10 protein-coding genes are annotated in these 13,680 nt (G+C 38.2%); all 10 read left to right on the forward strand.

Annotation, left to right across the window (positions count from 1 at the left end):
• Positions 1 to 265: 265 nt before the first annotated feature.
• Positions 266 to 1,528, forward strand: coding sequence for an FAD-dependent oxidoreductase (locus tag K6343_03065; GenBank protein MEF3244948.1), 1,263 nt, complete (start codon positions 266 to 268; stop codon positions 1,526 to 1,528).
• Complete coding sequence (gene preA / locus K6343_03070; protein MEF3244949.1) at positions 1,521 to 2,756, forward strand: NAD-dependent dihydropyrimidine dehydrogenase subunit PreA; 1,236 nt, start codon at positions 1,521 to 1,523, stop codon at positions 2,754 to 2,756. The genes K6343_03065 and preA overlap by 8 nt, the downstream gene beginning before the upstream one ends.
• Positions 2,757 to 2,762: 6 nt before the next feature.
• Positions 2,763 to 3,236 (forward strand): (2Fe-2S)-binding protein, encoded by a 474-nt coding sequence (locus K6343_03075; protein MEF3244950.1) that lies wholly within the window; start codon positions 2,763 to 2,765, stop codon positions 3,234 to 3,236.
• Complete coding sequence (locus K6343_03080; GenBank protein ID MEF3244951.1) at positions 3,229 to 3,828, forward strand: nucleotidyltransferase family protein; 600 nt, start codon at positions 3,229 to 3,231, stop codon at positions 3,826 to 3,828. Before K6343_03075 ends, K6343_03080 begins: the two co-directional genes overlap by 8 nt.
• Positions 3,825 to 4,649, forward strand: a complete 825-nt coding sequence (locus K6343_03085) for an XdhC/CoxI family protein (GenBank protein MEF3244952.1) — start codon at positions 3,825 to 3,827, stop codon at positions 4,647 to 4,649. Before K6343_03080 ends, K6343_03085 begins: the two co-directional genes overlap by 4 nt.
• Positions 4,636 to 5,514: a xanthine dehydrogenase family protein subunit M gene (locus K6343_03090; protein MEF3244953.1), complete on the forward strand. Its 879-nt coding sequence runs from the start codon at positions 4,636 to 4,638 to the stop codon at positions 5,512 to 5,514. The genes K6343_03085 and K6343_03090 overlap by 14 nt, the downstream gene beginning before the upstream one ends.
• Positions 5,514 to 7,805: a molybdopterin-dependent oxidoreductase gene (locus K6343_03095; GenBank protein MEF3244954.1), complete on the forward strand. Its 2,292-nt coding sequence runs from the start codon at positions 5,514 to 5,516 to the stop codon at positions 7,803 to 7,805. Before K6343_03090 ends, K6343_03095 begins: the two co-directional genes overlap by 1 nt.
• Positions 7,786 to 9,144 (forward strand): 8-oxoguanine deaminase, encoded by a 1,359-nt coding sequence (locus K6343_03100; GenBank protein ID MEF3244955.1) that lies wholly within the window; start codon positions 7,786 to 7,788, stop codon positions 9,142 to 9,144. Before K6343_03095 ends, K6343_03100 begins: the two co-directional genes overlap by 20 nt.
• 898 nt (positions 9,145 to 10,042) lie before the next feature.
• Positions 10,043 to 11,626 (forward strand): M2 family metallopeptidase, encoded by a 1,584-nt coding sequence (locus K6343_03105; protein ID MEF3244956.1) that lies wholly within the window; start codon positions 10,043 to 10,045, stop codon positions 11,624 to 11,626.
• Positions 11,627 to 12,690: 1,064 nt separating this feature from the next.
• Positions 12,691 to 13,680: Ig-like domain-containing protein (locus K6343_03110; protein ID MEF3244957.1), on the forward strand; the 990-nt coding region annotated here is incomplete at its 3' end.

Genomic DNA, 13,680 nt, shown 5'->3' on the forward strand with positions numbered 1-13,680 from the left:
TTCTTCCTCACTCACTACGTTTGCTCGTCAGAATGACACCTTGTAGTCATTATGCACTCTTCTTCTTTACGAAGTCAAGTAAAGCATAAGAAGATGAAGAATCTTTTCTGTTTTATTTTTTTTATTACTTTTGTGGGAGTCTTGAGAGGTGATTCCTTAAGTTTCGTTCTGTGTAATTTCTTTTTTTATATCAAATCGACCTTTAGAATTTTACAAAATGTATTTATAATATATAAAACAAAATAAAATTTTAAAGGAGGTTTATGTGGGTAGAAATCTTGATTTAACACAAGCGCTTATAGAGGCAGAAAGATGTCTATACTGTTATGATGCACCATGTGAGAAGGCGTGTCCTGCTCATGTGCCTATACCTGAATTCATACAGTCTATAAGAACTGGTAACCTTAAAGGTTCAATGGAACTCATAACCCTTGCCAATCCTTCAATTGGAGTCTGTGGTGAAGTATGTCCAGAGGAGCAATTCTGTCAGTCAGTTTGCACAAGGTCGGCAATTGACTATCCCATTAAAATAAGAGAACTTCATAAATTTGTAACCGATAACGTAAAACTTACTGATCTTGAGCTTCAACTACCTCCTCTTAACGGTAAAAAAGTTGCTATAATTGGAGGAGGTCCTGCAGGGCTTGCTTGCGCAAGAGAACTTAGAAGATTTGGTGTAAAACCGGTAATTTTTGAAAAGAAAGAACTTGGTGGAATTCCTGCACAGGAGATTTCAAAAGAACGATTACCTTACAATATTGTTAGGGAAGAAGCAAAACAAATTTTGACTCTATTTGGAGCAGAAGTAAAAGATAAAAAGATTTCAGACCTTCAAGACCTTTTGGGCGAATTTGATGCAATTTTTGTTGCAACAGGACTTACAGAAGAACTTGAATTAGATATTAAAGGCGTAAATTTGCAGAATGTCCATACGGCAAGAAAGTTACTTAAAACTATAAAATCTAGTTTAAGAACTGATGTTGGCAAAAGGGTAGGTGTTATAGGTGGAGGCAACGTTGCAGTTGAAGTTGCAGCTGCTCTAAAGCGTGAAGACCCCTCAAGAGACGTTGAAGTTGTTTACCGAAGAGGATTAAAAGAACTCAAAGCCTTTAAAGACGAGATCGACGAAGCTCTTGAATTAGGTGTTGGTTTCCAATTCCTTGCAATTCCTGTGGAGATTAAAGGAGAAAACTCTGTTGAAGGGCTTGTTGTAAGAAGAGCACGTCTTGGAGCACCTGACGAAAGTGGTAGAAGAGTTTTTGAAGAAGTAGAGGGATCTGATTTCTTTATACCATACACAGACATTGTAATTGCCATTGGACAAAAAGCTCAAGAGATATTCCCTGAAATAAAGAAAACTCACAATGGTTTGATCGAAGTTAATGAAAATTTTGAAACTTCAGTAAAAGGTGTTTTTGCAGGCGGAGATATTGTAAGAGGTGCAAGCACAATTGTAGAATCCGTTTCCGATGGGAAGAAAGCTGCAATTGCAATATTACAATACTTACAAGGAGGAAAAAATGTTTAAGAAGGTAGACCTTTCAATTGATTTCTTGGGTATACATCTTGATTCACCGTTTGTGCTTTCTGCAGCGCCTCCAACAGATGAACTTGAAATGGCTGAACATGGTCTTGAAGAAGGGTGGGCAGGTGTAATACTCAAAACTACCTCTGTTGAGGGAAACCCTGTAGAACTTAAAAACCCAATGATGTCTTCTTTCGGACCGATGAGTAGAAAAGTCGTTGGTCTTGGTAATATTGACCTTATTTCTCACCACCATATTGATGTTGTAAGTAGTAGAGTTGAATACCTAAAGAAAAAGTTTCCAAATAAGATGATAGCAGCCTCCATTATGGGCGCTTCAAAGGAAGATTGGCAAAATCTTGTTTACAGGTTGAAAAAAGCAGGAGCCGACCTTATCGAATGCTCTTTTAGTTGTCCTCAGGGGAGTATGGGAGAAGAGCCAGGTAAGATGCTTGCTCAAAGTATTGAAGCAACAGAGAAGGTAACACGTTGGGTAAAAGAGGCCGCTGACACTACGCCTGTTCTAATTAAAATTACTCCTCAGGTAACAGACATCGTTGAGGTTGCTAAAGCCGTTAAAAGAGGTGGGGCAGATGGCATCACTGCCTCAAATACAATACCATCACTTCTTGGAGTAGATATTTACACTTTTGAACCTTATCCTTCTCTTTTTGGTAGTGGTGCGTATTCAGGACTTTCTGGGCCTGCTATTAAACCTATTACCCTTAGGACAATTGCAGAAATTGCTAAAAACGTGGATATCGTGATTTCTGGAAATGGAGGAGCATTCAATTGGAGAGATGCTGTTGAATTTATGGCGGTTGGTGCATCTAACGTGCAATTCTGTACTCTCCCTATGCATTATGGATTCCGTTCTATTAGGGATCTAAAGAGTGGCTTTGAACACTATCTAAAAGAGATGGGCTTTAAGAGTCCTTCTGAAATAGTAGGAAAAGCACTTAAAAATATTAAGAACCAAGAAGACCTCGTTAACCCGAAGACTCGTTCCGATATAGACCTTGATAGATGTATCGGTTGTGGGCTTTGTTATGCGGCCTGTAATGATGGTGGCCATATGGCAATTAGTTTTGACTCTAAAACAAGAAAACCATACGTTAATGAAGAGAAGTGCACTGGTTGTGCAATGTGCATGCAAGTTTGCCCAGTTGATGCAATAAAGATGAAAGAAGTTTTGGATAGCAATGAATACTATTTTGTCGAGAGGAGGTAAAAATACTTGAAAGAGGTTGAAATCCATTTTACATTGAATGGTGAAGAGTATAACCTTACCGTCCCTGCAAACCTTACCTTACTTCAAATAATTAGGGAAAGAATTGGTCTTACAGGCACAAAGAGAGGCTGTGGAAAAGGTGAGTGTGGTGCCTGTACTGTGATTTTTAATGGAAAAAGCGTCAATTCTTGTTTAGTGCTTGCCCCAAAAGTTGATGAAAGCGAAGTTCTTACAGTTGAAGGTATTGGCACTTTTGACCATCCACATCCAATCCAAGAGGCATTTGTTGAAGAAGGTGCTGTCCAGTGTGGTTTTTGCACGCCAGGTTTTGTAGTATCTTCTTACTATTTACTGAGTAAAAATCCACATCCAAGCGAAGAAGAGATTAGAGAAGGTCTATCTGGAAATTTGTGTCGATGCACAGGTTATATTAAGATCATTAATGCTCTCAAAAAGGCATCTGAAAAGCTAAATGGATAATAAAATTTCGGGTGTATTGCTTTCTGCTGGAAAATCAGAACGCATGGGGGAGATGAAAGCCCTTCTTCCCCTTCAAGATAAATTAGTTATTGAAAAATTGGTAAGTGAATACTTGTCTTCAAATATTGATGAATTTATTTTGGTTGTTGGCTATAACGGAGAGAAACTTGAAAGTATTATTGAGAGCCTATTTACTTCCGAAAAACTCCGTATTGTTTATAACAAAGATTACGAGTTAGGTATGTTTTCTTCGGTTGTGAAAGGTGTTGAAGAGTCAAGGTATAGTAATGTCTTACTAGGATTGGTTGATCAGCCACTTATTACAAAAAACATTATCAATAGGATTATAGATAAATTTGATTTTGAACATATAGTGATACCTTCCTACAACAAAAAAGGTGGTCATCCGGTTGTATTCCCAGATTTTGTTAAAAATGAAATCTTAAAAAAGTCTTCCAATACTTTGAAAGAAGTTTTTGATAAATTTAAAGATAAAACTATATACTTGGAAAATGGGATAGAAGTTGCCCTTGATATGGATACAAAAGAAGATTATGAAAAAATTTTGGAATATTTAAGGGGGAGTTCATGATAAGTGTTTATGAAAAAATAGCTGAACTTGTAAAAAGTGGTGTTGATTTTGTATTTGTTGTAGTTGTAAATGCAGAATCATCCACTGCTTCAAAAAAAGGTTTTAAGATGGTTGTCCTTAAAGATGGCACAATTTTTGGCACAGTTGGTGGTGGCACCCTTGAAAAAGATGCAATTGATATTGCAAAAGGACTTTTCAATACAAAAGGAACTTATTATAAAAGATACGTTTTAAAAGAAGGAGATCCACTATCCTTAGGGATGGTTTGTGGCGGGGAGGCAGAGTTGTATTTTGAGTATGTGGGCAGTAAAAAACAGATGGTGATTTTTGGAGCAGGTCATTTAGGTAGAGCGATTTATCAAATTGCAAAAATTTCAAACGACTACGAATTCATTATAGTTGATGAAAGAAGCGAATTTGCAGATAAAGAGTTTTTTAAAGATGCAAATATCTTTTCGGGTGAAGGTGTGTATAAAAAAGTTTCTGACTTACCTATTAAAGATGGTGCAGAAGTAATCATCGTAACTCCTGGTGGAGAAAATGACCCCTATATACTTAAAGGCTTATTTGACAAAGGAATACCTTACTCTTACATTGGCATGATTGGAAGTTTAAATAGAAGAAACAAATGTTTTGAAAAGGCAAAGGAGTTAGGAGTTAAAAAAGAATTCCTTGATTTAATACATGCACCCGTTGGTATTGCTATAAATAGTGAGACTCCTTTTGAGATAGCAATTGCAATAATTGCAGAGATTATTGCAGTAAAAAAAGGTAAAATTAACGACATTTTGACGGAGAGGAGTGCACATGAAAGAGATTGATTACTTTTTTCCTAAGACGCTTGAAGAAGCTCTACAAATTTTAAATGAAAATAAGGGCTCAATGAGAGTTATTGCAGGTGGCACAGACCTTGTTGTCCGTCTAAAGCAGGACCAGGTTAAAGAAGATAAACTACTTGATATTTCCCGTATTGGTGCGCTAAAAGGTATAGAGGATAGAGGAGAAAAAATCTACATAGGAGCAATAACAACTCATACAGAAATCCTTGAGCATCCTTCAATTAAAACTTCAGTCCCCATTCTATATGATGCGATAAAATCAATTGGTTCTCCTCAAATAAGGAATATTGCAACACTTGGTGGTAATGTTGCAAATGCATCACCTGCAGGTGATTCAATACCTGCTTTATTTGTTCTTAATGGTGTTGTGTTTACTAAAAATATAGAGGAAGAACGAAAAATACCCATAGAAGACTTTTTCTTAGGCCCTGGAAAAACTTCTCTAAAGGAAAATGAAATTTTAGTTGGTATTGAAATAACAAAAATGCAAGATGAAGAAATTGGTTTCTTTAGAAAAGTAGGGCAGAGAAAAGGAACTGCAATTTCTGTTGTAAATGGAGCAGTAAGGCTAAAAAAGGATAGTAAACCTAACAGGTTCTCAAAGGCTTTTGTTTCTTTAGGTGCTGTTGCCCCTACAGTTGTGAGAGCAAAAATTGTTGAGAATGCCTTAGAAAATGAAGAAATTGATTCATTGGATAAAATTATGTACATTTCAAGACTTGTCTTTAGGGAAGTTTCACCCATTAGTGATGTAAGAGGCTCTCTTGAGTATAGAAGAGATGTATCCATAAACATCATTTACGAAGGACTTGCAGATTTGTTTTTAAATGGATTTAGGAGGTTGTAATGGAAGAGGCAAAATACATTGGGCGCTCAGTTTCACGTATTGATGCACTTGAAAAGGCAACTGGCAAGATAAAATACATGTCTGACTTATCTTTCCCAAATATGCTTTTTGGAAAGATCCTCAGAGCAAAATACCCCCACGCAAAAATTCTTAGGATAGACACAAGTAAGGCAGAATCTCTTCCTGGTGTTGTTACCGTAATTACACATAAGGATGTTCCCGGGTTAAACGGTTTTGGTATTGTTGTGCCCGATATGCCAGTTCTTTGTAAAGATAAGGTGCGCTACATTGGAGATGCAGTTGCAGCAGTTGCAGCAAAAACCGAAGCAATTGCAGAAAAGGCACTATCTCTTATTGAGGTTGATTACGAACCCCTTCCTAATGTTTGCGACCCAGAGGAGGCAATGAAAGAGGATGCTCCAAAAATCCACGAGGAAGGAAATATACATCTTCATACAGAGATTACAAGGGGAGATGTCGAAAAAGCGTTCAAAGAGGCTGACTTAATAATAGAAGAAACATTCTTTACAGGAAGGCAAGACCACACACCCCTTGAAACAGAAGGAGGAGTTGCCTTTGTTGATGAAGAAGGGAATTTAAATGTATATGTTGGCTCTCAATATCCACAGAGAGATCAACTTCAACTTGCCCGCTGTTTGAATTGGAACCCAAAGAAGATAAGAGTTGTTTCTTATCCTGTGGGTGGTGCCTTTGGAAGAAAAGATGAACTCTCAATTCAGCCAATACTTGCTCTTCTTGCAATAAAAGCAAAAAGCCCTGTAAAAATTACTCTTACGAGAGAAGAATCAATGATTGCCTACTGGAAAAGGCATCCTTTTAAAATGCACTACAAGGTTGCCTTTAAAAACGATGGAACTCTTCTTGGTGTTGATGCTTACCTTGTGCAAGATAAAGGTGCCTACTCCTCTTTGGGAGGTCCTGTCCTTAACCTTGCGGTTGAGCATGCCTGTGGACCTTACAGAGTAGATAATGTGCATGTTGATGGCTATGCAGTCTTTACAAATAACGGAGTTGCTGGTGCCTTTAGAGGTTTTGGTGCACCTCAAACTGCCTTTGCAATTGAAACTATTATGGATATTGCATCACGTAAGCTCAATATTGACCCAATTGAGCTAAGAAAGAAAAATGCCCTTCGTAAAGGTGATAAAACCTCTATTGGGAATGTTTTATCAACAAGTGTTGGCACCGAACTTGTATTAGATGGCATCAAAGAATCGAACATATGGAAAAATAGAGAAGAGTTAAGGAAGATTAATACAAAACCATGGCTTAAGCGAGGTGTTGGGGTTGCTCTTACATACCAAGGGACTGGCCTTGGTGTAGGGATACCTGATTACGGTGGAGCAATTTTAAGCATGAACGAGGATGGCAGTTTTAGTGTAAGAGTTGGGACTGTGGATTACGGACAGGGAATTGGCACATCCTATGCGCAGATAGTTGCCGAGGCAATGAACATCCCAATTGAAAAGGTAAAAGTTGTGCTTGGTGATTCTTTTCTTACGGCAGACTCAGGCCCTACAAGTGCTTCTCGTGGTGTCTATACAGGAGGAAAAGCAGCTTTTATTGCTTCAGAAAAAATGAAAAAGACACTTAAAGAGAAAGTTTCTCAAATCTTTAAAACCGATGAAGATAACATTGAATTTGGTTTTGGCTATGTTTACAATAAAGTTTCAGGTAATAAAATCACCTATGAAGAATTAGCAAAATACTTTAAAGAAGAAGGTAAACTGCCAGAAGAAGAAGGATATTTCCTTGTGCCAACAGCGGAGATAAAAATTGAAAATGCCTTTGGTTTGCCACATCACATCTTTGCTTTTTCTGCTCATGCCGCTTACGTTGAAGTAAATACTCTTACCGGAGAAGTTTCTGTTTTAGAGGGAGCAGAAGCAGTTGATGGGGGTGTTATTGTAAATAGACAGGGGTTTGAAGCACAAGTAGAAGGTGGCTTTGTCATGGGAATGGGTTATGGTTTAATGGAACATTTAGCTATTGAAAATGGCATTGTGAAAAATCCAAATTTATCAACCTACATCATCCCTTCAATAAAAGATGCACCAAAAAGAATTGAAACTATTCCTGTTGTCAATCCCGAGGACACAGGACCTTTTATGGCAAAAGGGATTGCAGAGACTGTTATGGTAGCGACTGCCCCCGCAATTACAAATGCTATTTATGATGCAACTGGTGCTAGGATTCTCTCAATTCCTGCGACTCCAAGTTTAGTTTACTTTGAGACGAAGGAGGCAGAAGATGAAGAAAACTTTGATTAAAAATATACATACTCTTGCAACATTCGACCATGGTAGAGAGATTAGAAATGCATATATAAAAATTGAGGATAACATTATCAAAGAAATTGGTTCAGGAGAGGTAGAAAGCAGTGGTTTTGATGTTGTAATTGATGCAAAAGGGATGCTCATACTTCCTGGTTTTGTAAATACACATCACCACTTTTACCAATCTCTTTTTAGGGCAGTTCCTCAGGTGCAAAACGCAAAACTCTTCGATTGGCTTGTGTTTCTCTATGAGAAGTGGAAAAATATTGATGAAGAAGCTGTGTATATCTCTACAATTGTTGCAACAATGGAGATGATGAAATCTGGTGTTACAACAACAACAGATCATTTGTACCTGTTTCCAAAAGGGCATCCTTACCTTTTTGATAGTGAAGTAGAAGGGGCAAAACTTACAGGAGTAAGATTCTACGGGACACGAGGGAGTATGTCTCTTTCAAAAAAAGATGGTGGTTTACCCCCAGATTCTGTTGTGCAGACGGATGAGGAAATTCTCAAAGATTACGAAAGAGTTGTAAATCTCTACCACGATCCAAAACCCTTTTCTATGATAAGAGTTGCTCTTGCACCGTGTTCTCCTTTCTCCGTAACTAAAGAGCTAATGATACAAACAAGAGAATTTGCAAATAGACATAATTTACTTCTCCATACCCATCTTGCCGAAACTAGGGATGAAGATATTTACTGCCTTGAAAAATTTGGTAAAAGGCCTGTTGATTACATGGAAGAGCTTGGCTGGTTAAGCAAAAATGTTTGGTTTGCCCATCTTGTTCATCTAACCGATGAAGATATTAAAAAGTTGTCAGATAATAATGTTGGTATGGCACATTGCCCTACTTCTAATATGCGCCTTGGCTCTGGCATTGCGCCTCTCTATAAGATGAAGGACACAAATATGCGTATTGGCCTTGCTGTAGATGGAAGTTCTTCAAACGATACGGGAAATTTTCTTTTAGAGATAAGAAATGCTATGCTTCTTCAAAGGGTTGCATATGGAGAAAACGCTCTATCTGCAAGAGAGGCATTGAGTATTGCAGCGATAGGTGGAGCAAAAGTGCTTAGGTTGGATAATGAAATTGGCTCTATTACGGTGGGTAAGGCAGCAGATTTGATAGGGTTTAAATTAGAAGATAGACTTGAGTTTGCAGGTGGTTTATCTGATCCTGTTGCCTGTTTAGTTTTTTGCGATGCAAAACAGGTTGATTTTTCAATGATTAACGGAGTTGTTGTAATTGAAGATGGGCATTTTGTTAATATAGATGAAGAAAAGTATATTGCAAAACAAAACGAAATTTCTAAAAAACTACTTTCTTAGGGGGGAGGATTCTTCCCCCATAGTTATTTCGAAGCGTTAGCCCACTTAGTTATTCTCACGAGGCGAAGCCCCACTTCGTCATTCCGAGCGTTAGCGAGGAATCTCATCCTTTGAAAGACAAGATCCTTCGTTTCACTCCGGATGACATAGTGACGTCATTCTGCACTCTTTTCCTTGCGTAAGCAAGTGCGAAGCCCCCTACCGTCATTCTGACAAGGCGTCACCCCCTTCGTCATTCTGAGGGCATAAGCCCGAAGAATTTCATCCGTTTATGCTTTTTTGGGGAGCCTTGAGGGGGTGTCTTTTACCCCCTCAATTTCAAGATCCTTCGCTTAAGTTTACACTGAGCGAAGCGAACGTGCTCAGGATGACACGGTGGGAGGGTCATTCTGAGGAAGCGAAGCAACCGAAGAATCTCGCCGTCCATCCTTTGGTGTCATTCTGATCGAAGTGAAGAATCTCCTCCGTTTGCCCCTTTTTGTCCTTCTGTCCTCTCTTGGTCATTCTGAGGGCGTAAGCCCGAAGAATCTCATCCGTCGTCGTCATTCTGACGAGGCGACTTTTGCCGAGGAAGAATCTCGCAGTTTATCATATGTTGTAATTCTTAGGAGCAAACGTAGTGAGCGGCGAAGACTCCTGCTTTTGTCCTTTTTTATTCTTCTTTCCTTCAATGGTCCTTCTGCAATATTATCCTTGCATAAGCAAGTGCAAAGCCTCTTGGTGTCCTTCTTCACTCTTTCCCTTGACAAAGTCAAATGGAGGCGTCTTTTTGAAGACGAAGAATCTCCTCTTTTTTTATGTTGTTTTTGGGGTGGTTAAGTTTTAAAGGGTTTTTCCTCAACATTTGTTTTGTTTGCAGTTTTATGTTAAACTTTTAAAGGGAAAGGTGGTGAACTTTATGGAAGTTAGCGAATTTCTAAAAAAGGTAAATGATGACCTTAAAGAGTTGTATAAAAATTCAGCCTTGGCATACTTTAATCTTGCTACAACAGGTAAAAAAGACTATGCAGAAGCACTTGAAAAAGCCGAAGTTGAGTTCAAAACGTATCTCTCAAGAAGGGACCTTTTTGAAGAAGTAAAAAGTATAGTAGAAAATAATAGCGACAACTTATCTAATGTTGAAAAAAGACAGTTTAAATTGCTCTTTAATGAGATGCTTCCAAATCAACTTCCAAAAGAAGTAATTGAAGAAGTTGTAAAAAGAGAAGTTGAAATTGAGAGCATTTATGCAAACTATAGACCTACTATTGATGGGAAAGAAGTTTCTCAAAACGATATTTTAGATATCTTAAAGAAGAGTAAAAACTCCGAAGAGCGTAAAAAGGCGTATTTAGCATCAAAAAGTATAGGCGAAGTTATTGCACCCAAACTTATTGAACTCATTAAAATTAGAAACGAGAATGCAAATACTCTTGGCTTTTCGAATTACTACGATATGATGATGGAACTTCAAGAGTTGTCATCAGATAAAGTCCACTCTCTTTTCTTTGAGATAAAACAAGATACAGATGATATTTTTACAGTTATAAAGGATGATATCGATTCTACAATAAGTAAGAAGTTTAACATAGAGAAAGATGAAGTAAAACCTTGGCATTATTCTGACTTGTTCTTCCAGGAAGTTCCCGATATTAATGATTACGACTATGATAAACTTTTAGAAGGAGGCGATATAGTTTCCCTTGTAAAAGAGTTATATCAGGATATTGGTTTGGAAATCCAAGATATTATTGATAGATCCGACCTTTACGAGAGGCCAAACAAAAATCCACATGCATTTACAATTTCTATTGATAGAGAAAACGATGTAAGAGTGCTTGAAAATATAAGGCCCAATGTTAAGTGGCTTGAAACAACACTCCATGAGTATGGGCATGCAGTTTACGATAAGTATATTGACAAAGATCTCCCATTTATTTTAAGAACTCCATCGCATATCTTCACAACAGAAGCAGTTGCAATGTTTTTTGGAAGACTTGCTCGCCATCCAGAATTTTACGAAAAAATTTTAAAACTTGATAGCAAAACACTTTCAGAGATATCAAATCGATTACTTAAACTATTACGTTACCAACTTGCAATTACAACACGCTGGGTGGTAACCTTTGTTTTCTTTGAAAAAGAACTTTATAGAAACCCTGATGGTGACTTAAACAATTTGTGGTACGACATAGTGCATGAACTTCAATATATTGACCTTAACGAAAGAAGAGCCTATCCAGATTGGGCAGCTAAAATACATTTCGGTTCTTCACCTGTTTACTACCACAACTACCTTTTGGGAGAGATTCTTGCTTCACAATTCGGTGGGTATATAAATAGTAACATAGGAAACAGTTTTATCACTAAAGGAGTGGGTGATTTCTTTGCTAATAATGTGTTTAAAAAAGGTGCCCTCTTAAGATGGGACGAACTTGTTGATTATGCAACAAACGAACCACTTAACCACAGATACTTGGTTGAGTTTATAAAAGAAACATAGTAAAGCAAAATTTCTTTCATATGGGGCAAGACCCATTCTCAATACTGGTTTAGCCCTATATTTCTCTTATCCTTTTTATTATATTTAGGAGAGGTTTGAAGATGTTTTTTAATCTAGGGGGAATTTTGAGGTGGATTATTTTCCTCCTCGAGTTTAAGATCCTTCGCTTACTCTCAGAATGGTAAAATGGATGTAATTCTTAAGCAAAGCCCCACATCGTCATTCTGACGAGCGAACGTAGTGAGCAAGGAAGAATCTCATCCTTTTATGTTTTCCATGGGGATCTTGAGGAAGTGTCCCTCTTAAATAAGAGATCTTTCGCTTACGCTCAGGATGACACGGGGAGTGGGGGAGTCTTGAAGGGTGTTCCTATTGGTGTAATTCCGAGCGAAAGCGAGGAATCTCCTCCGTTGTTGTCATTCTGAACACGTTTGCTTTGCTCAGTGTAAACTCCGTGAAGAATCTCGCCGTTTTAAAGACAAGATCCTTCGTTTCACTCAGGATGACCTGGTAGGCGTCATTCTGACGAGCGAACGAAGTGAGCGAGGAAGAATCTCGCCGTCCATCCTTTGGTGTCATTCTTCAATATTATCCTTGCTTAAGCAAGTGCGAAGCCCCTTCCGTCATTCTGACGAGGCGACTTTTTGCCGAGGAAGAATCTCATCTTTTATTCGAGTGGGTGGAAAGCTCCCCTCGATACTCTCCCAAAGGATGAGATCCTTCGCTGGAGTTTACACTGAGCGAAGCGAACGTGCTCAGGATGACAAGGAAAAAGGGACTCAGGATGACCGGGAAGGAAGGGCTCAGGATGACTGCGGAGGGATGGGAGCCTTGAGTGGGTTTGTTTCCCTTCAACTTGAGGAAGCCTTGTTAAGGATTTCTTTATCAACTCAACTTACTAAACAACCCAATTTCTTCAAGTCGTTTTTTATTAACTAAATAATTTTTCTTTAAATTTTTTTATTTCTCTTTACAGTTTTTGTAAATTTTAGTATAAATAATATATAAAAATTTTACGTGTCACCCAATTTTGGGTGAATTTCATTATTTTAAAGGAGGTATGGATGAAACAAAGGTTTTTGTCAGTTTTAGTGGTGATTGCAATTCTTCTAAGTTTTGTTTTGCCACTAGGAAGTATTGTAAGAGCAGCTGTTTCTGTTAGTGTTATTAATATCCCTACGTATATCCCTATTGATTGTTCCACTTCAACTACAACACCAGGAAATGGAACGCCAATTGCCGTATACGTTAAGGCTACTGGAGGTGCCGCTAATACAACCTACAGGATTAAAAGTAGAGTTGGGCCTACAACTTCCACACTATCCTATGCGATATGGTGGGCAAATGTTAGCACAACTCCTTATTCTTGGGGGAATGACTCAACAGCCTGGTCATCTTCCTGGCCAATCACTACTGATGGGAGTGGCATTTGGTCTGGGTGGATTGTTACTAAAGTTAATACAAGCATCGCAAGTAATACAAACTTTAATTGGAGTAATAACATTTATTATCGTGCAAGACTTAGGGAGGGCTCTAGTAATCGTGATTCGCAGGCTGTTTCTATTACTCCCCTAAATATGACATCATCTGGCTCAGGCACTCTTGGTGGTTGGATTGAGGGTATTGCTTACGATACGACTGGAACTCCACTTCAAGGTTATCCTGTTGTTGTGAAAAATAGTAGTGGCACTATTATTGGTATTTATCTAACTGAGGATAACAATGTAAATGAAGGTTATTCAGCAACTCCCGGTTACTATAAAGTTGCAGCTCCAGTTGGCTCAGGTTACACTGTTGAGGTGTGGGACCCAGCTACAAATACCATTATTGGGACTGCTACGCAAAATGTTTGGGTTAAGGCAGGTTTAACAACACCAAATGTTGATATAAATTATGGCAATACAGTTGTTCCACCTACGATTATGCAAACAAACCCATTAGATGGTGCAACAAATGTTCCTATTAACACAACAATTTCTGTAACTTTTGATAGAGACATGGATCCCTCAACAATTAATACTTCTACGTTCACCGTAAAAGATGCTTCCAATAAT

Source organism: Caldisericaceae bacterium (genome assembly GCA_036574215.1).
Taxonomy (GTDB): Bacteria; Caldisericota; Caldisericia; order Caldisericales; family Caldisericaceae; genus Caldisericum.